The organism is Nocardia sp. CA-151230, assembly GCF_050942175.1.
Classification (GTDB): domain Bacteria; phylum Actinomycetota; class Actinomycetes; order Mycobacteriales; family Mycobacteriaceae; genus Nocardia.
Map to the genome: position 1 here is coordinate 7,900,178 of NZ_CP192061.1, position 17,565 is coordinate 7,917,742.

At 67.7% G+C, this 17,565-nt stretch carries 19 protein-coding genes and 1 riboswitch; of the genes, 8 read left to right on the top strand and 11 right to left on the bottom strand.

Annotation, left to right across the window (positions count from 1 at the left end; genetic code table 11):
* Positions 1–3 precede the first annotated feature (3 nt).
* Together ACQP1O_RS37120 and ACQP1O_RS37125 are read right to left on the bottom strand one after the other, a co-directional pair.
* Positions 4–348: a DUF4440 domain-containing protein gene (locus ACQP1O_RS37120; RefSeq protein ID WP_433562991.1), complete on the bottom strand. Its 345-nt coding sequence runs from the start codon at positions 346–348 to the stop codon at positions 4–6.
* 48 nt (positions 349–396) lie between these two features.
* Entirely contained in the window at positions 397–978 is a 582-nt protein-coding gene (locus tag ACQP1O_RS37125) for a DUF4245 domain-containing protein (RefSeq protein ID WP_433562992.1), read from the bottom strand.
* Positions 979–1,105: 127 nt separating this feature from the next.
* Between ACQP1O_RS37125 and glpX the strand changes: the two genes are divergently transcribed.
* Both glpX and ACQP1O_RS37135 read left to right on the top strand, forming a co-directional pair.
* The gene (glpX, locus tag ACQP1O_RS37130) at positions 1,106–2,137 is read left to right on the top strand and encodes a class II fructose-bisphosphatase (RefSeq protein ID WP_433562993.1); all 1,032 of its coding nucleotides are present in this window, start codon (positions 1,106–1,108) and stop codon (positions 2,135–2,137) included.
* 155 nt (positions 2,138–2,292) lie between these two features.
* On the top strand, positions 2,293–3,699 hold the full coding sequence (locus ACQP1O_RS37135) for a class II fumarate hydratase (protein ID WP_433562994.1): 1,407 nt from the start codon (positions 2,293–2,295) through the stop codon (positions 3,697–3,699).
* 54 nt (positions 3,700–3,753) lie between these two features.
* Here ACQP1O_RS37135 and ACQP1O_RS37140 read toward each other — a convergent pair whose 3' ends face one another.
* Positions 3,754–4,938, bottom strand: coding sequence for an FAD-dependent monooxygenase (locus tag ACQP1O_RS37140; RefSeq protein ID WP_433562995.1), 1,185 nt, complete (start codon positions 4,936–4,938; stop codon positions 3,754–3,756).
* A 106-nt stretch (positions 4,939–5,044) separates the two neighbouring features.
* Between ACQP1O_RS37140 and ACQP1O_RS37145 the strand changes: the two genes are divergently transcribed.
* Both ACQP1O_RS37145 and ACQP1O_RS37150 read left to right on the top strand, forming a co-directional pair.
* Positions 5,045–5,773, top strand: coding sequence for a TetR/AcrR family transcriptional regulator (locus tag ACQP1O_RS37145; protein WP_433562996.1), 729 nt, complete (start codon positions 5,045–5,047; stop codon positions 5,771–5,773).
* A 74-nt stretch (positions 5,774–5,847) separates the two neighbouring features.
* Entirely contained in the window at positions 5,848–6,270 is a 423-nt protein-coding gene (locus ACQP1O_RS37150; protein WP_433562997.1) for a limonene-1,2-epoxide hydrolase family protein, read from the top strand.
* Positions 6,271–6,378: 108 nt separating this feature from the next.
* Here the strand turns inward: ACQP1O_RS37150 and ACQP1O_RS37155 are convergent, their stop codons facing one another.
* The 4 genes from ACQP1O_RS37155 to ACQP1O_RS37170 form a co-directional block, all read right to left on the bottom strand.
* Positions 6,379–7,236: an acyl-ACP desaturase gene (locus ACQP1O_RS37155; protein ID WP_433562998.1), complete on the bottom strand. Its 858-nt coding sequence runs from the start codon at positions 7,234–7,236 to the stop codon at positions 6,379–6,381.
* A 115-nt stretch (positions 7,237–7,351) separates the two neighbouring features.
* The gene (locus ACQP1O_RS37160; protein WP_433562999.1) at positions 7,352–7,867 is read right to left on the bottom strand and encodes an LGFP repeat-containing protein; all 516 of its coding nucleotides are present in this window, start codon (positions 7,865–7,867) and stop codon (positions 7,352–7,354) included.
* 194 nt (positions 7,868–8,061) lie between these two features.
* Positions 8,062–9,405, bottom strand: coding sequence for a PhoH family protein (locus ACQP1O_RS37165; RefSeq protein ID WP_433567918.1), 1,344 nt, complete (start codon positions 9,403–9,405; stop codon positions 8,062–8,064).
* A 288-nt stretch (positions 9,406–9,693) separates the two neighbouring features.
* On the bottom strand, positions 9,694–10,080 hold the full coding sequence (locus ACQP1O_RS37170; protein ID WP_433567919.1) for a DUF488 domain-containing protein: 387 nt from the start codon (positions 10,078–10,080) through the stop codon (positions 9,694–9,696).
* 22 nt (positions 10,081–10,102) lie between these two features.
* Between ACQP1O_RS37170 and ACQP1O_RS37175 the strand changes: the two genes are divergently transcribed.
* Positions 10,103–10,375 (top strand): hypothetical protein, encoded by a 273-nt coding sequence (locus ACQP1O_RS37175; RefSeq protein WP_433563000.1) that lies wholly within the window; start codon positions 10,103–10,105, stop codon positions 10,373–10,375.
* A gap of 178 nt (positions 10,376–10,553) precedes the next feature.
* Entirely contained in the window at positions 10,554–10,862 is a 309-nt protein-coding gene (locus ACQP1O_RS37180) for a glutaredoxin domain-containing protein (protein ID WP_433563001.1), read from the top strand.
* Positions 10,863–10,974: 112 nt separating this feature from the next.
* Here the strand turns inward: ACQP1O_RS37180 and glyA are convergent, their stop codons facing one another.
* Positions 10,975–12,270, bottom strand: a complete 1,296-nt coding sequence (gene glyA, locus ACQP1O_RS37185; RefSeq protein WP_433567920.1) for a serine hydroxymethyltransferase — start codon at positions 12,268–12,270, stop codon at positions 10,975–10,977.
* A gap of 105 nt (positions 12,271–12,375) precedes the next feature.
* Positions 12,376–12,460: riboswitch (ZMP/ZTP riboswitch) on the bottom strand.
* A 371-nt stretch (positions 12,461–12,831) separates the two neighbouring features.
* A complete protein-coding gene (locus tag ACQP1O_RS37190; protein ID WP_433563002.1) occupies positions 12,832–14,028 on the bottom strand; it encodes a DUF885 domain-containing protein in 1,197 nt (398 codons plus the stop codon).
* Between the two features lie 261 nt (positions 14,029–14,289).
* On the opposite strand from ACQP1O_RS37190, the gene coaA reads away from it, so the two are divergent.
* Complete coding sequence (gene coaA, locus ACQP1O_RS37195) at positions 14,290–15,222, top strand: type I pantothenate kinase (protein ID WP_354833430.1); 933 nt, start codon at positions 14,290–14,292, stop codon at positions 15,220–15,222.
* 21 nt (positions 15,223–15,243) lie between these two features.
* Here the strand turns inward: coaA and ACQP1O_RS37200 are convergent, their stop codons facing one another.
* Together ACQP1O_RS37200 and ACQP1O_RS37205 are read right to left on the bottom strand one after the other, a co-directional pair.
* Positions 15,244–15,849, bottom strand: coding sequence for a hypothetical protein (locus tag ACQP1O_RS37200; protein ID WP_433563003.1), 606 nt, complete (start codon positions 15,847–15,849; stop codon positions 15,244–15,246).
* A gap of 80 nt (positions 15,850–15,929) precedes the next feature.
* Complete coding sequence (locus ACQP1O_RS37205; RefSeq protein WP_433563004.1) at positions 15,930–16,709, bottom strand: isoprenyl transferase; 780 nt, start codon at positions 16,707–16,709, stop codon at positions 15,930–15,932.
* A gap of 144 nt (positions 16,710–16,853) precedes the next feature.
* Here ACQP1O_RS37205 and trhA point away from each other — a divergent pair, with 144 nt between their 5' ends.
* Positions 16,854–17,561 carry a PAQR family membrane homeostasis protein TrhA gene (gene trhA, locus ACQP1O_RS37210; protein ID WP_433563005.1) on the top strand — a complete coding sequence of 236 codons (708 nt, stop codon included), beginning with the start codon at positions 16,854–16,856 and terminating at the stop codon, positions 17,559–17,561.
* Positions 17,562–17,565 lie beyond the last annotated feature (4 nt).

Here is a 17,565-nt window from a genome sequence, read left to right on the forward strand (position 1 = left end):
GCGCTAGGCGACCACCGTGCCCTGGTGAAAAACGATCTGCCAGTCCGGGCCGACGCGGCGCCAGACGGTCGACCGCCGGCTGACCCGGTCCGGCCGGCGCAGCAGGTAGGTCAGTAGAAACAGATCGGGAGCCAGTTCCTGGCACCGGAATTCGCTGGTCTCCCACACGTCCTCGGACGGTGTCCGCTGCCGCTCGGCCAGCACCTCGAGCACGCGGTCGCGGTCGTAACGCTGCCCGGACGCGCCGATCTCCCAGAACTCGTCGGCGACCATGGCGGTGAAGTCCACGCCGTGCTCGGGGCGATGGAAGATGGGCTCCCGCGAGCGCAATTCGTCGAGAACGTTCATGTCCCCATCGCAGCGGATGCCCGCGCCCGGGTCGAGCGATTTACGGAGTCAGCTGCGCGGCAGCGGCTGTGCCTGGCCCATGGCGGTGGCGAGGGTGCCGAAGGCGGCGGCATTGCCGGCGCCCTTGATGAGGACGCGGACGTCGCCGAAGTCGCTGATCCACGCGGATTCGGAGCCGGGTTCCGCGTAGACGTTCCACATGTGGTCGCCGTAGCGCTGGGTGCCGCTCCCGGTCTTGGTCGGCGCGTACTTCTTCGCGAGGGCGTCGACGGTCGCATTCGACTGGGTCAGCTGCATGTAGGTGCCCTGCGGGGTGATGAAGCCGACAGTGCTGGTGTCGCCGCCGCCGGTTCCGGTGATGGTGTCGTGGCTGCCGGAGTTCGGAGTCCATTTGTCCGGGTCCGCGTCGGGCAGGGCCGGCAGCCGGATCGGGAAGGACAGGTGGCGCGCGTCGTCGGTGAGCGCGGCCTTCGCATCGAAGTTCGGAATCCTGCCCTGGGTCGGACCGCCGGTGGAGAACGAGCACTGGCTCGCGATCCCCGCGATGACCAGGCAGATCAGCACGAGCGGAGCGAGCGACCAGATCAGGTCCTTGTAGTCGTTCTGACTGCGCGGCTTTTGGTACGACACGCACTCAGTATCCATGGGCCGCGGGTGCGACCGAGCTCACGGTCTCGGGAAGCGTAAGTACGTGCCGAGGGCCGCAAACCGCAATGCGACAATTTAGGCAGCTTTAGACAACAAGGAGGCTCTCGTCATGACCGCATCCAGCCGCCGCGAGGCACCGGACCGCAACCTAGCGCTCGAGTTGGTCCGGGTCACCGAGGCCGGCGCCATGGCCGCGGGCCGCTGGGTCGGCCGTGGTGACAAGGAGGGCGGCGACGGCGCTGCCGTGGACGCCATGCGGCAGCTGGTGGCGACGGTCTCCATGCGCGGCATCGTCGTGATCGGTGAGGGCGAGAAGGACGAAGCGCCCATGCTGTACAACGGCGAACTGGTCGGCGACGGCACCGGCGCGGAACTGGACTTCGCGGTCGACCCGATCGATGGCACCACCCTGATGTCGAAGGGTTCCCCGGGCGCGATCTCCGTGCTGGCGGTCGCCGAGCGCGGCGCCATGTTCGATCCCTCGGCCGTGTTCTACATGGAGAAGATCGCCGTCGGCCCCGACGCCGCCGATGTCATCGACCTGTCGGCCCCGATCGCGGAGAACCTACGCCGGGTCGCCAAGGCCAAGAACTCCTCGGTCTCCGACCTGACCGTGTGCATCCTGGACCGCCCCCGCCACGCCGAGCACATGAAGGCCGTGCGCGACGCGGGCGCCCGCATCCGCCTCATCTCCGACGGTGACGTGGCCGGCGCCATCGCCTGTGCCCGTCCGGAGTCCGGCGTCGACATGTTGATCGGCATCGGCGGCACCCCCGAGGGCATCATCGCCGCGGCCGCCATGCGCTGCCTGGGCGGCGCGCTGCAGGCCAAGCTGGCCCCGAAGGACGAGGCCGAGAAGCAGAAGGCCATCGACGCGGGCCACGACCTGGACCGCATCCTGAACACCACCGATCTGGTCTCCGGTGAGGACGTCTTCTTCAGCGCTACGGGTGTCACCGACGGCGACCTGCTCAAGGGCGTGCGCTACTACGGTGGCGGCGCGTACACCCAGTCCATCGTCATGCGCGCCAAGTCGGGCACCATCCGCATGATCGACGGCTTCCACCGCCTGACCAAGCTGCGCGAGTACGCGTCGGTGGACTTCGTGGGCGACGAGCACGCCACCCCGCCGCTCCCCTGATCCGAGCGAAACAGCTTGCCGCCCCGGTGGATCCGTCCACCGGGGCGGTGTCGTCTCCGGGGGCCGGCGGCCATGCCCTATTCCCGCGCATGCTGTGCGGATTCCCTCAGGCGTGGCACTCCCGCGGGCTCGGCCGCGGGCATAGGGTCGGATTCATGAGCGAGGAGACGCAGTACCGCATCGAACACGACACCATGGGCGAGGTCCGCGTTCCCGTCGACGCGCTGTGGCGCGCGCAGACCCAGCGGGCGGTGGAGAACTTCCCGATCAGCGGACGCGGCCTGGAGCGCGCGCAGATTCGCGCACTCGGCCTGCTGAAGGCGGCCTGCGCTGCCGTGAATCGCGATCTGGGTCTGCTGGACAAGGCCAAGGCCGACGCCATCATCGCGGCGGCGGCGGAGATCGCCGACGGCCGCCACGACGACCAGTTCCCGATCGATGTCTTCCAGACCGGTTCGGGCACCAGCTCGAACATGAACGCCAACGAGGTGATCGCGAGCATCGCCGCCCGCGACGGCGTCACCGTGCACCCCAACGACGACGTGAACATGTCGCAGTCGTCCAATGACACCTTCCCCACCGCAACGCATCTCGCGGCCACCGAGGCGGTGGTCAAGGATCTGGTTCCGGCCCTGGATCACCTGCGCCTGGCGTTGCTGGACAAGTCCCAGGAGTGGAAGTACGTGGTCAAGTCCGGCCGCACCCACCTGATGGACGCGGTCCCGGTCACCCTGGGGCAGGAGTTCGGCGGCTACACCCGGCAGGTGAGCACGGGCATCGAGCGCCTGCTGGCCACCCTGCCCCGGGTAGGTGAGCTGGCCATCGGCGGCACCGCGGTCGGCACCGGGTTGAACGCGCCGGCCGGTTTCGGCGCGAAAGTCGTTGCGGAGCTGGCCCGGGTGACCGATCTGGATCACCTGTCGGAGGCCCGCGATCACTTCGAGGCGCAGGCCGCCCGCGACGGCCTGGTGGAGTTGTCCGGTGCGCTGCGCACGGTCGCGATCAGCCTGACCAAGATCGCCAACGATATTCGCTGGATGGGTTCGGGCCCGCTCACCGGCCTGGCCGAGCTACAGCTGCCGGACCTGCAGCCGGGTTCCTCGATCATGCCGGGCAAGGTGAATCCGGTACTGCCGGAGGCGGTTACGCAGGTGGCCGCGCAGGTCATCGGCAATGATGCCGCGATCGCCTGGGGCGGCGGCAACGGCGCGTTCGAATTGAACGTCTACATTCCGATGATGGCCCGCAATGTGCTGGAGTCGATTCGCCTGCTGGCCAATGTCTCCCGCCTGTTCGCCGACAAGTGCGTCCGCGGCCTGGTCGCCGATGTGGACCGGCTGCGGCGGCTGGCGGAATCCTCGCCGTCGATCGTGACGCCGTTGAATTCGGCCATCGGTTACGAGGAGGCGGCGGCGGTCGCCAAACAGGCGTTGAAGGAGCACAAGACGATCCGGCAGACGGTCATCGATCGCGGTCTGATCGGCGACAAGCTCTCGCTCGAGGAGTTGGATCGCCGGCTGGATGTGCTCTCCATGGCGCAGGTGGATGGAAAGAACGAATAGGGCATCCGGCTCGGCGGGTGTGGCGGCGTTGGCTGCCACACCCACGCCAGGGGTTCAAGCGGCGCCGACCATGTCCGGGTAGTTCTTCAGATCGATGTCGTTCTTGGCGTTCTCGGCGTACTTCGCCATCATCTTGAAGCCGCGCGAACGTACGAACCAATTGCGAAGGCGCAGACCGCGTGCGGTCCGGGGCGCCAGGAACCGGCCCGGGCTGGCATCGTCGGTCTTGCGCAACAGGCGCTTCATGATTTCCTCGTAGCGAGCGAATGCCACGGTGTGATCGCCGTCCGCCGCGGCCAATTCACCGGCCAGCACATAGGCCCCGACAATCGCCGAACCGGTACCGAATCCGTTCAGCGTGTGGCCGTGCGCGGAATCGCCGACCAGCGCCACCCGACCCGATGTGAAGTGCTTCATCGACACCTTGGCGATGGCGTCCAGGTAGAAGCCGTCCAGGCGCGGGAGTTCGGCCAGCATGCGCGGCACCTCCCAGCCCATTCCGGCGAAGTGCTCGGCGACGATGCGGCGCTGTTGATCGAAATCGTCACGCGAGTAATCGATTTCGGGCGAGGCGAACATGTACAACTGCGCGGCCTTGTTGCCGCCCGTCATGGCGAGCCGGCCGGGAATATTGCAGCCGAGGGACCTGGCGCGGGACCGGTTCCCTTCCGGCATGTCCTCCCAGACCGAAGCTCCCGCGATGGCGTAGTAGTAGCCGTCGTGCGTGACGAAGTCCGCTTCCGGGCCGAAGGCCAGCTTCCGCACCCGTGAATGGATGCCGTCGCAGCCGAAGACCAGATCGAAGACCCGCGCGGGCGCGTTCTCGAATTCGACGTACACCCCGTCGCCGGTCTCCCGCAGCGCGGTGACGGTGTCGCCGAAGAGGTATTCGCACTCGCCGGCGGTCCGGCTGTAGAGGATCCGGGCGAGGTCGCCGCGCAGGATCTCGATATCGCCGCCGAGGAACTCCCCGGCCATCACGGCCTGCTCGACGCCGTTCTCGTCGACCAGCACCCAGTCGGTCTTGCCGGTCTGCCGCCGCGTGATGTCGTCCAGCACGCCCATGCGCTCGAGCACGGTCATGTGGGTCTCGCCGGTGAAGTCGATGGCCTGGCCGCCGGCGCGCAGCGCGGGCGCCTTCTCGACCACGGTCACCCGGAAGCCGTAGCGGTGCAGCCAGTAGGCGAGGGCGGGACCGGCGACGCTGGCTCCGGAGATGAGGACGGTGGTGTTGCGCATGGCGGTGACTCCTTCGGTAACTGCGTCCCTGGGACGCTGTTGATGGCCATAGCGTACGATGGACGCAGTTTCACGGTCAAGCCCGGAATCCGGAAGGATGGCGACCATGCCGGCACCGACCACCCTCGAACTGCTCTGGGGCTCCCCCGACCGCCCCCGGCGCGGGCCCAAGCCGTCCCTCACGCTGGAGCGCATCGTCGCCGAGGCCATCGACCTCGCCGACGCCGAAGGACTGGCGAACCTGTCCATGGCGCGGCTGGCCGAACGCCTCGGCTGCGCCAAGATGGCGCTGTATCGCTACCTCCCCGGCAAGACCGAGCTCATCGCGCTCATGCTGGACACCGCCCTCGGCGTGCCGCCGGAAAACACCACCGCCCCTTCGGATTCCGATCCGGAACCCTGGCGCACCTATCTACGCCCGTGGACCGAGACCTTCTTCACCCGCGTCGTCGCACACCCCTGGGGCCACGAAGCGGCCACCGGCGTCCGCCCGATGGGCCCCAATGAGCTGGCCTGGCTCGATTCGGCCGTCGGCGCGCTGCACGGCACCGGCCTGACCGCGGCCGAGTGTTTCGACACCGTCGTGCTGCTGGCGGGTCACGCCCGCAGCGTCGCCCAGCAGACCGCGACGGCGGGTGAGGATCTGGAGGGCGGACTGGCCCGGGAACTCGGCGCGGTGCTGTCGGCGCAGGCAGAGCGCTTTCCGCACGCCGCGGCCGCCTTCGCCGAGACCATGTCCGGAACCGCCGCCGAGACCGGCCGCGACAATGCCCTCGCCTTCGGCATCGACCGCATCCTGGACGGCCTGGCCGCGCTCATCGCGACCCGGGTGTAGCCGCCGCGAACGGACACGGCGGTAGTTGTCGTAGATATCTGTGCGACGGTCCGGTTTCGGCCTACGCTCGGCACATGTCAGAGCTACCCGAGCTGAAGCAGGATCCGGTCACCACGGTGCGCGAGTTCTTCGCGGCAATGGAAATGAAGATCGCCGGCGAAGCCCTGGAGCTGGTCGATCCCGGCATCGTCTGGAAGAACACCTCGCTCCCGGACATCCGCGGCGTGGACCGCGTGCGCTGGGTCTTGAATCTGCTCAACAGTCCCCGCTACGGCTTCCGCGCCGACATGCATCACATCGCCGCCACCGAGGACGGCACGGTGCTCACCGAACGCACCGACTATCTGCGCATGGGCCCGGTCGAGATCTCGTTCTGGGTCTGCGGCACCTTCGAGTTCCGCGACGGCCGCATCTCGCTGTGGCACGACCACTTCAGCTGGGAGAACTTCCTGCGCGGCACGGTCACCGGCGTCGTGCGCGCACTCCTTCCCCGCTGAGCCGACTCGCCCGGCGGAAAGCACGACGCCCGCCACGTATTCGCGGCGGGCGTCGGCATCGAACCGCGCACAGGGCACGGGATCAGGTTCTGCGGGGCAGGGGCACACTCAGGGGCGCAGGTGGTCCAGTTCGGCGCGCGCCTTCTCGCCCTCCTCACCGAAGTCGTTGCGGGTGAAGATCTTCCACTGCTCGAGCAGTGGCGCGAAGACCAGCTCGGCTTCGTTCGCGCGGTCGTAGATGCCGGCCTCGGCGAGGACCTCGTCGCTGGTGCGGCCGTCGGCGAGCTGCACCACCGGGGCGTGGAAGTCGGCGATGCGGTCGGCGATGGCGCGCACGGTCTGGTCGGGGGCCAGGTCGAGGGCCGCGCCGACCAGGTTGGCGAAGAAGACGGCCTGCAGTTCGTCGTCGGCGGCCAGCCGGTCGGCAATGGTCGCGACCATGACGTTGTCGGCAAGGCGTGCGGTGGTGCGGTGCCGGACAGCGGCCGCGGTCTCTTCCAGGGCCCAGGCGGCGAGCACATCGGGCAGGTGCATGGCGGGGCGGCGGAAGCCGGTGGTCATGTGCGCCATGCGCATCCGCTCCAGCGCGACCGGGTCGACGGCGCGGGTGACCATCAGGTAGTTGCGGATGAGGATCTCGTGCCGGTTCTCCTCCGCGGTCCAGCGGCCGACCCAGCGCCACCACGGTCCGCTGCGCAGGTACTTGCCGACCTCGCGGTGGTAGGCGGGCAGGTTGTCGGCGATCAGCACACTCACCGTGAGCGCGGTCTTGGTGACCTCGCTGAGGTCGGATTGCGCCGGTTCCCAATCGGTTCCGCCGAGGAACTGGAAATTGCGGCCGTCGTCCCACGGCACGTAGTCGTGGGGCTGCCACTCGGGGGCGGCGGCGATGTGCCGCTCGAGGTTGGTCTCCACCTCCGCCGCGAGTGATTCCAGCAGTTCCCGATCGGACAAAACGTTCTGCACGCGAACAACCTAGCGGCATCGGGGCAAACATGGGGGTTCTTCGCGCGGTATTCGAATCCGCTATGGCCGCAGCCGGGTCCCGGATGCCGGCGCCGGGCGGCCCGGACCGGCCGGGCTACTTCTCGGTGACCGTGGTCTCGTTGTCCACCCAGGTGATGGAGCCGCCGCTGAAATCGCTCTGCTTGCCGCCGGTGATGTCGTATTCGTCGCTGGTCGGGTAGCCGAGTTCGCCGCTCGCGCCGCCCTGGTCGTCCCATGCCTTGCGGATCTCGCCCCACACCACGTGGGTACCGTGGGTCGGGCTGGAGTAGATCGCACCGCCGCCGAATTCCTGCACCATGCCGCCGTCGGGCGCGTCCGTGGCGGGGCCGGTGGGTACGCCGAGAGTGCCGGTGGCGCCGCCCATCTGGTTGTACTTCTCGAGAATGCCGCCCGCGATCTCGGCGCCGTCGCGGGTGGCCATCTTGGTTTCGGCGGCGTGGGTGCCGCCGCCCGCCGGCGCGGCCGCGGTGGTGGAGGTCGTCGACGACGCAGAGTTCGTGTTGTCGTCCTTGCTGCAGCCCGCGCCGAGTGCGGTGACGACCACAAGCGCTGCGATGGCGCCTGCCGCGCGTCGTGCGAAGTCGTGCATTTTCCATCCTCCCGCGAATCCTGGCCGATAACTCGGTTACGATCCAGCGAATCGGACAGCACTCACCAAAGGGGCATCCGAGCTGGAATTACAGCGAAACTTACCCCACCACATGCGAGTTCAACCACTTGCCAAAAAATTGCCCGATCGGAGGCGCGTCGCTCTCCGACCGGGCAGGTCCTAACTACCGGGCATCAGGAATTGGGCCCGAACTCCTCCAGCATCTCGGTGACCAGCGCCGCGATCGGCGACCGCTCACTACGGGTCAGGGTGACGTGCGCGAACAGCGGGTGCCCCTTGAGCTTTTCGATCACGGCGGCCACGCCGTCGTGCCGGCCCACGCGCAGATTGTCGCGCTGTGCGACGTCGTGGGTGAGCACCACCCGCGACCCGCTGCCCAACCGGCTCAGCACCGTGAGCAGCACATTGCGTTCCAGCGACTGCGCCTCGTCCACGATCACGAAGGAGTCGTGCAGCGAGCGCCCGCGAATGTGGGTGAGCGGCAGCACCTCCAGCATGCCGCGCGCCTGCACCTCCTCCATCACCTCAGGGCTGGCCAGCCCGTCCAGGGTGTCGAAGACGGCCTGCGCCCACGGCCCCATCTTCTCGCTCTCGGAGCCCGGCAGATAGCCGAGCTCCTGTCCACCCACCGCGTAGAGCGGCCGGAACACCACCACCTTCCGATGCGAGCGGCGCTCCAGCACCGCTTCGAGCCCGGCGGTCAGCGCCAGCGCGGATTTGCCGGTGCCGGCCCGCCCGCCGAGCGAGACGATGCCGACGCTCTCGTCGAGCAGCAGATCCAGTGCGATGCGCTGTTCGGCCGAGCGCCCGTGCAGCCCGAAGGCCTCGCGATCACCCCGTACCAGTTGCACCCGCTTGTCCGGTGTCACTCGCGCCAGCGCGCTGCCGCGCGGGCTGAGCATCCGAATTCCGGTGTGGCAGGGCATGTCCCGAGCCTCATCGAGGTCGATGACGCTGTCGGAGTAGAGCCTGTCGACGGTGCCGGTGGCGACCTCCAGTTCCACCATGCCGGTCCAGCCGGAGGTGACGACGTCCTGCGCGTGGTACTCGTCGGCCCGCAGGCCGACCGCGCCGGCCTTGACGCGCAGCGGAATGTCCTTGGACACCAGCACGACTCGCTGTCCCTCGGCGGCCAGGTTGAGCGCGCAGGCCAGGATGCGGGAATCGTTCGTGTCCGTGCGGAATCCGACGGGCAATACGGTTGGGTCGGTGTGGTTCAACTCCACCTGGAGTGTCCCGCCCTGGGTGCCGACCGACACCCGCTGATCGAGCCGACCGTGTGCCAGACGCATGTCGTCCAGCATGCGCAGTGCCTCGCGAGCGAACCAGCCGAGTTCGTGGTGATGACGTTTGGCCTCGAGCTCACTGATCACCACCAGCGGCAGCACCACATGGTGCTCACCGAAGCGGGTCAGTGCCCAGGGGTCGGACAGCAACACCGACGTGTCGACTACAAATGTTTTCGCCGGTCCGGAATCGGCCGACTGCGAGGCGCGAACTCCCCGTGTCGTGGTCAGCGGGCTCTGGTCAGAGCCGGCGTCCCTGCTGGGAGCGTTGACGGAGCGTGCATCAGTCACGGTGGGCTCCTTTGCCACTCGCGCGACACCGCGCGAGCGTTCTCGCTGGGCCGGTCAGCCTTGGGGTCGTACGACCCGAGGGCCGGGTGCCGGCCCCCTCGCACTGAGTTGCTCAGTCACGATCAGGACCTCCCGTACGAGCCACACCTACGCGGCCCGCACTCCCGACGCTACCGCCGAAATCGCGATCCGGCTTCCGGACTGCGGGGCGCATTGGTGAAGATCGCGTTAACGCGAGTCCGCTCTGTGTGTTTCGCCCAATTCATCCAGCAGCACGGGAACATGGCTGCGCTCCGGCTCTTTGGTGGCCGTGACCAGCGTCAACGGGGCGGATGCGGCCTCCGACCGCAGGCGCGCCAGCCCCTCCTGCGCCGCATCCGCGGTGAGCTCGATTCGATACCTGCGCTCGAACTCGGCACGGCGTGTCTCCGGCGCGGCGTGATACCACCTCCGCAGCTCGTTCGACGGCGTCACGTCCTTGGCCCATTCGTCTATGGCCGCTTGCTGTTTGCTGATGCCGCGGGGCCAGAGCCGGTCGACCAGTACCCGGCGGCCGTCGGCCGCATCGGGATCGTCGTACACGCGCTTGACCCGGTACCTGGGTTGCTGTGCCATGTCCTCCATTACAGTCGAGGTCATGGCCGAAACTGCGGATCTGGCAACGCTGCCCACCAAGGAATTGCACGACCGTGCCGTGAAGCTGGCAGCCCGGCGCGGCGACATCAAGTTCCTGTGGCAACTGCTCAAGGCGATTCCCGGCGCCGAGGTCGCGGCCGGCAATCAGGGCGAGGGCGAGGTCGACATCTGGAACACCGCCGCCCTGCTCGACGACTACTTCCACGCCGGCGAGGGCAGGGTCGGCGAGGCGCTGCGCCCGATGTACCTGGACTACCTGAGCAAGCACGCCTGAATCGGGAGCCGTCGTGTGTGCCGTGCCATCCCGTCGGCACGGCACGCACGGCGGACTCGAAGCCGAATCACCTGCGCCGCTTGGCAATTCCCGATTCCGAGGCACCGAATCCCGGCTCTGGCGTCCGCCTCGCCCCGCCGACATGGTGGCGGCGGCCGCGCGGATCTAGACTCCGATCATGACCACCGACGCCACCCCGGAACTGGTCGTCTACCGCCGCCCGGGTTGCCCCTACTGCTCCCGCATGCGCCGAGTGCTCAATCGCCACGGCATCGTCCACCGCGAGGTCGACATCTGGCAGGACCCGGACGCGGCCGCCTTCGTCCGCTCGGTGGCCGACGGCAACGAGACCGTCCCGACGGTCGTCCTGCGCGACGGCGACTCCGAACGGAACTGGGTGAACCCACATCCCAAGCAGCTGATCGCCACCGTGACCGCCGACGCTCCGAGCCTCACGGGCGGCCCGCGCAGGTTCTGGTCGTTCTAGCCGGGAATCCTTGGCAGGCAAAGAATCTCACCGCAACAATGAGTCTCACCGCAACGCGGAGAGCCCGCCGCGATCATCGGATCGCGGCGGGCTCTCATCGTCTCGGCGGGCGTCAGCCCAGCAGGCGCCAGTCCTCCAGGCCGTCGTACAGCGGGAAGTCCTGCGCCAGCGTGGAAACGCGCTGACGCAGCGAGTCCAGGTCGGCGGAGCCGGTGAGGGCGGCGGCGATGATCTCGGCGACCTCGGTGAACTGCTCGTCACCGAAGCCGCGGGTGGCCAGCGCCGGGGTGCCGATGCGCAGGCCGGAGGTGACCATCGGCGGGCGCGGGTCGAACGGAACGGCGTTGCGGTTCACGGTGATTCCGATTTCGTGCAGCAGATCCTCGCCCTGCTGGCCGTCCAACTGCGAGTTGCGCAGGTCCACCAGCACCAGGTGCACGTCGGTGCCGCCGGTGAGCACGGTGATGCCCTTGGCCTTGGCGTCGGGCGCGGTCAGTCGCTCGGCGAGAATCTTGGCGCCGGAGATGGTGCGCTCCTGGCGCTCCTTGAACTCCGCGCTGCCGGCGATCTTGAAGGCCACAGCCTTGGCGGCGATGGCGTGCATGAGCGGGCCGCCCTGCTGACCGGGGAAGACCGCGGAGTTCAGCTTCTTGGCGAATTCCTGCTTGGCCAGGATCAGACCGGAGCGGGGACCGCCCAGGGTCTTGTGCACGGTCGAGGACACCACGTCCGCGTGCGGCACCGGCGACGGGTGCAGCCCGGCGGCGACCAGACCGGCGAAGTGCGCCATGTCGACCCACAGGTACGCGCCGACCTCGTCCGCGATCTCACGGAACGCGGCGAAGTCCAGGTGCCGGGGGTACGCCGACCAGCCGGCCACGATCACCTTCGGGCGGGTGTCGCGGGCGATCTTGCGCACCTCGTCCATGTCGACGCGGTGGTCTTCCTTGGCGACGCCGTAGGCGTGCACCTCGTACAGCTTGCCCGAGAAGTTCAGGCGCATGCCGTGGGTGAGGTGACCGCCGTGCGCCAGATCCAGGCCCAGCAGCTTCTCGCCGGGGTTCATCAGCGCCATCAGCACCGCGGCATTGGCCTGCGCGCCCGAATGCGGCTGGACATTGGCGAATTCCGCGCCGAACAGCTCCTTGACGCGGGCTCGGGCCAGATCCTCGACGATGTCGACGTTCTCGCAGCCGCCGTAGTAACGGCGGCCCGGGTAGCCCTCGGCGTACTTGTTGGTGAGCACGCTGCCCTGCGCCTGCAGCACCGCGCGCGGCACGAAGTTCTCCGAGGCGATCATCTCGAGGGTGTCGCGCTGGCGAGCGAGTTCGCCGCCCATCGCGGACGCGACCTCGGGATCGAGTTCGGCGAGGGACTGGCTGTTGACAGAGGCGCTCGTCTGGGTCACGCCGCCGAGTCTATTGGCCGCTGCCGCCGAGCCGATCCGGGGGTTCTCTGTCTCGTTCATCGCGCACCTCCGTTGTCCGGGTACCCCGAATACGGTTCGGGGGTCGCCAGGCACCCAGGCGCGCGGTGCCGGACTTCGGTGCTTCCCGGTGGTTGCTTCCACCTCGAGTGCGCCAGTCGCGGTCCGGTCATCCTATCCCGCGACCGGCGGAGACCATTCGCCGGTCGGCACGCGGACGAATCGTGCCCCGGAAATTGGGGGCAGCGGAATCGTCGGCGCAGCGGAGACGACCGAATCCGCCCGGAGCGGTGGACATCACTCCGAAATCAGGCTATGGCCAGGCAACAAATCTCGGTAATGTATCGCCGCGCTGGCATTAGTTACGCGCCAGTGACATTGGCCCATCCAACCTTTCGAGGAATCCTTCATGAGCGCAGACGCCACCACCATCCAGTCCCTGATCTTCACCCTGCTCAAGACCATGTGCACCATGTCCAGCGGCGGCGCGTCCTGTGCCAGCTGGGGCGCGTAAGCACCAATCAGGACGTCGGGGAGTACCCCTCACAGGCGGCGGATCGCGCCGGGTGTGAGGGGTTCGTCCAAGAGACGGCGAAAACGCTCGGACCGGTCTTCCGGATCGGCTGCCCGGTCCAGCCACCCTCCCAGCAATCGATATCCCTCCACATACGTGGAGATGTAGGCCCGCCACAGCGGCGATGACAGGAATCGCAGCGATTGGGCGGCCCGCTCCGGGGTGACCAGACTCCAGCGCTGCAGAAATTCCGACACCTCGCCGGCATCCCGCCGGCGATCGTGCAGCAGCAACGCAGCATCCTGGCGCACGCTCAGCAGATTCGCGGACGCGTTCGAAATCCTTTCGGCGCGTTCGCCATCGAAGCGCAGCCCCAGGTCCGCGTAGATCTCCTGCGCCCAGCGGCCCCAGCCCGGGCCGACGATCGACTTCAGGGCCAGATCGGCCAGCCCCTCCGCCATCAGGCACTGCGGGGTGTTCACCAGGAACAGCGTCTGCTCGGCCTGCCCCGCGCCGACCAGCCCGGCCTCTTTCCGGCAGTGCTCGGTGTGATGGCCCGGGTAGGCCTCGTGCGCGATCAGCTGCGGCAGCTGCGACATGTGCTGCTTGAGATCGGAATTGATGGCCACCCGGGATTGGTAGTTGCCCAGGTAATAGTTGAAGCCCGACCACGGCTTGTCGCCCACCACTTCGTATTCCACGTGCTCGTTGTCCGGCAGCGGATAGCGGTCGCGGACGAGTTCCCGCAGGGCGCCGGAGAACGCGGCCACGCATTCCTTCAGCCGTTCGGGCGGAATCTCGTCCTGGCGGCGGTGCACGGTAATGCGGTCGAGCAGTTCGCCGTCACCGGGCAGCACCTCGTCCAGTTGCCGGTGCGCCTCGCGGTAGTTCTCGGTATCGCCGGGGGTGATATCCACGTCGAAGTAGGCGCGGACCTCGTCGACGAAGTTGATGTCCTCCCCGGCGAATTTGCGGCCCGAGCATTCCATCGCGCGCAGGTGCGCCTCCAGGAATTCGACGCGCTCCGCGGGGAGACCCGCCTCGGGCAGTTCCTTGCGCAGTGCCGCTGCTCGGTGCGCGATGTCACGCGGCTCCGGCGCGGGCGCGTTCTCCGCCTCGCGACGCAGGGCGGGATCGCCGGTATAGGCGTCCACGAAACCCTCTTCGAGCCGGTCGAATGCCAGACCCAGCCGCAGATATTCAGTGACCAGTGGATGCGCTGCCATAGTCCGACCCTATGCGATCCGATCGCTCCGAGCGGGGCGGATCAGGCTGTCGCACAACCTCACCGGACACGCCCGGCCACTGAGATGTAGTCCATCTCACTCTGGTTACCCGCCAGTAGCAACACCTGGTGTTCACCCGGATGTTGGAGCCGAGCACAATTCGGCTATGCGTGGAGTGTTGGCCGGATCGCCGGGCACGGCGACGATGCGGCTTCCCGAGAGCTGTTGTTGCCGACCGGCCCGAATGCGGGGACACGAATAATGGCGCGGATGAGCGAGCCCAGCCCCTACGTGGAATTCGACCGCAAGCAGTGGCGCACCCTGCGCAAGTCGACTCCCCTGGTGCTCACCGAGGAAGAACTGATCGGCCTGCGCGGTCTGGGTGAGCAGATCGACCTCGAGGAGGTGGCCGAGGTCTACCTCCCCCTGGCCCGTCTCATCCACCTCCAGGTCGCGGCCAGGCAGCGCTTGTTCGCCGCCACCGCCACCTTCCTCGGCGAGACCCACCCGGACCGTCAGGTGCCGTTCGTCATCGGCGTGGCGGGCTCGGTGGCGGTCGGCAAGTCCACCACCGCGCGTGTGCTGCAGGCGCTGCTGGCGCGCTGGGACCACCATCCACGGGTGGATCTGGTCACCACCGACGGATTCCTGTACCCGACAGCCGAACTCACCCGGCGCGGCATCATGCACCGCAAGGGCTTCCCGGAGTCCTACGACCGGCGCAAGCTGCTGCGCTTCGTCACCGAGGTGAAATCCGGTGCGCACGAGGTGTGCGCGCCCGTCTACTCCCACATCGCCTACGACATCGTGCCGGGCGAATATCACTGCGTGCGCCAGCCCGACATTCTCATCGTCGAGGGCCTGAACGTGCTGCAGACCGGGCCGCGGCTGATGGTGTCGGACCTGTTCGACTTCTCGGTTTATGTCGACGCCCGCATCGAGGACATCGAGAACTGGTACGTGCAGCGCTTCCTGTCGCTGCGCAAGACCGCCTTCCAGGATCCGAATTCGCACTTCCACCACTACGCGAACTTCAACGATCAGGAAGCCACCAACCAGGCCAAGGAAATCTGGCACAACACCAACCGCCCGAATCTGGTGGAGAACATCCTGCCGACTCGCCCGCGCGCGACGCTGGTGCTGCGCAAGGACTCCGACCACTCCATCAACCGTTTGCGGCTCCGGAAACTCTGAATCCAGGGCACGGCCGGGTCATCAGAGCCGCCAGGCCGCGTCCAGCCGGGCGGCGACATCGATATCGGTGGCCGCCTGGATGTGCGGCTTGCAGATCTCCGTGGCGATATAGCGCGCGACGAAGCGGCGGATCTCGTGATCGACGCTGGCGAGAATGCGCAGCAACTCCCCGCGGCGGGTCGCACTGGCGACATTGATGCGGACATTGCTGGGCTGCGGCTCGTCGATTTCGATGAGCACCCGCAGCGGCTCCGCAGTGCGGACGGTCAGGTGCAGGTGAATGGTGCCGTCCACCCGGAACGGATACCGATCCACCGCCAGGTCGATGAGCAGGTCGACCTTGAGCGGGATCACCAGGTCGAACGAAATCAGGTCGTCCACTTCGCGATTCAGCCGCGGCTGCCCGAGCCGCACGGTGGCCGAGAGTTTCGCGAGCTTGCCGGGGCCCGCCCCGATCGGCCCGAAATCGAATGCCTCCCCCGTGAGCTTCTCGAACGCTGCGGCTATCCGCCCGGTGGAGGCGGCGTATTCCAGGAACCGGCGGCCGAAGTCCTCGTAGCTGATGTACGGCACCGCCACGACCCGGCTGTCGGCCGGGTCACTCAGCCCTTCACGCAGCTCGCTCATACTCCCCGACGGTACGGCAGCGACCGTCCCGCGAACACGGAAGCCATTGCACTGCAATGGAACCGTTGATTCGCCGTGTTCTACACCCCGAAGCGGCGGTGCCGCGCCGCGTAATCGCGCAGGGCGCGCAGGAAATCCACGCGCCGGAATTCCGGCCAGTACGCCTCGGTGAACCAGATCTCCGAATACGCGCTCTGCCACAACAGGAATCCCGACAGCCGCTGCTCGCCCGAGGTGCGGATGACGAGATCGGGGTCGGGCTGACCGGAGGTGTAGAGATGCTGGCCGATGGCGTCGACGGTGATGGACTGGACCAGGTCCTCGCCGGTCTCGCCCGCGTCCATCTCCTGGCGGACCAGCGAGCGCACCGCGTCGGCGATCTCCTGGCGGCCGCCGTAACCGATGGCGACATTGACGTGCACACCGGTGCGGCCCTCGGTGCTCTTGGCCGCCTCGCTCAGGCGGCGGGCGAACTCGGCGGGCAACTGGTCCAGGGCGCCGACGATGCGGACGCTCCAATCCTGTTCCGGCGCAGACAGTTCGTCGACGACGTCGGTGATGACCTCGAAGAGGGTCTCGAGTTCGTCGGAGTCGCGGCGCAGATTCTCGGTGGAGAGCAGGTAGAGGGTCACCATCTCGATGCCCGCCTCGCCACACCAGCCCACGAGTTCGGCGATCTTCAGCGCACCGACCCGATGGCCGTGCGAGATGTCGCTGAACCCGTTCTCCCGCGCCCACCGCCGGTTGCCATCACACATCACGGCGACGTGCCGGGGATGTTGTTTGCCAGCCAACTGCCTGGACAGCCGTGACTCGTATATGCGATATGGGAGTCCACGCACCTGACTCGCAATCTTCACGGCCGCAACCCTACGCCCCCGGAACGAATGGCGGAGCGACCGGGACAGACGAGCGAAATACCCGGGGCCCGTCGTGACGACAGCCACTGTGAGGGGCAGCCCGCCGCCAACCTACGGTACCGTAGGTTACCGAGGAGGAAACTAATGGCCGAGGCAATACAGCCCGTCGATCCGGCGGTGGGGCTCATCGAAACCGTCCGCGAGGAGCTGGAACTCGTCAAGCCCCGCATGCGCGGATGGATTCATGCCTGGGCCGTGGGCGTGGCCGCCATCGCGGTGGTCGTGCTGGTGTCGGTGGCGAGCACGGTGTCGGCGAAGGCCGCCTGGTCGACGCTGGTCTACGGGATCACCGTGTGCGGTGTCTTCGGGATCAGTGCGACCTATCACCGGGTGAACTGGAAGACCCCGCGGGCCCGCATGTGGATGAAGCGGGCGGATCATTCGATGATCTTCCTGTTCATCGCGGGCAGCTACACACCGTTCGCCCTGCTCGGCGTGCGCGGCAGCGCGGGCACCGTCCTGCTGACCATCGTGTGGGCGGGCGCGCTGGCCGGGGTAGCGCTGAAGATGCTGTGGCCCACCGCCCCCCGATGGGTCGGGGTGCCGCTGTATCTGCTGCTCGGGTGGGCCATCGTCCCGGTGGCCGGGACGCTCATTCACCACGTCGGCTGGACGCCGGTGATCTTGCTGGTCACGGGCGGTATCGCCTACAGCGTGGGCGGGATCCTGTACGCGTCGCGCTGGCCGGACCCGTGGCCGGAGGTCTTCGGGCATCACGAGTTCTTCCATGCCGCAACGGTGGTCGCGGCGCTGTGCCACTACGTTGCCGTCTGGTTCGTCCTGTTGCGCTGATCCG

Coding starts and splice junctions, on each gene's coding strand:
- ACQP1O_RS37160 (WP_433562999.1), bottom strand. CDS start 7,867: ATGCACGACTTCGCACGACGCGCGGCAGGCGCCATCGCAGCGCTTGTG.
- ACQP1O_RS37150 (WP_433562997.1), top strand. CDS start 5,848: ATGTCAGAGCTACCCGAGCTGAAGCAGGATCCGGTCACCACGGTGCGC.
- ACQP1O_RS37175 (WP_433563000.1), top strand. CDS start 10,103: ATGGCCGAAACTGCGGATCTGGCAACGCTGCCCACCAAGGAATTGCAC.
- coaA (WP_354833430.1), top strand. CDS start 14,290: ATGGCGCGGATGAGCGAGCCCAGCCCCTACGTGGAATTCGACCGCAAG.
- ACQP1O_RS37140 (WP_433562995.1), bottom strand. CDS start 4,938: ATGCGCAACACCACCGTCCTCATCTCCGGAGCCAGCGTCGCCGGTCCC.
- glpX (WP_433562993.1), top strand. CDS start 1,106: ATGACCGCATCCAGCCGCCGCGAGGCACCGGACCGCAACCTAGCGCTC.
- ACQP1O_RS37145 (WP_433562996.1), top strand. CDS start 5,045: ATGCCGGCACCGACCACCCTCGAACTGCTCTGGGGCTCCCCCGACCGC.
- ACQP1O_RS37170 (WP_433567919.1), bottom strand. CDS start 10,080: ATGGCACAGCAACCCAGGTACCGGGTCAAGCGCGTGTACGACGATCCC.
- trhA (WP_433563005.1), top strand. CDS start 16,854: ATGGCCGAGGCAATACAGCCCGTCGATCCGGCGGTGGGGCTCATCGAA.
- ACQP1O_RS37120 (WP_433562991.1), bottom strand. CDS start 348: ATGAACGTTCTCGACGAATTGCGCTCGCGGGAGCCCATCTTCCATCGC.
- ACQP1O_RS37180 (WP_433563001.1), top strand. CDS start 10,554: ATGACCACCGACGCCACCCCGGAACTGGTCGTCTACCGCCGCCCGGGT.
- ACQP1O_RS37135 (WP_433562994.1), top strand. CDS start 2,293: ATGAGCGAGGAGACGCAGTACCGCATCGAACACGACACCATGGGCGAG.
- ACQP1O_RS37190 (WP_433563002.1), bottom strand. CDS start 14,028: ATGGCAGCGCATCCACTGGTCACTGAATATCTGCGGCTGGGTCTGGCA.
- ACQP1O_RS37200 (WP_433563003.1), bottom strand. CDS start 15,849: ATGAGCGAGCTGCGTGAAGGGCTGAGTGACCCGGCCGACAGCCGGGTC.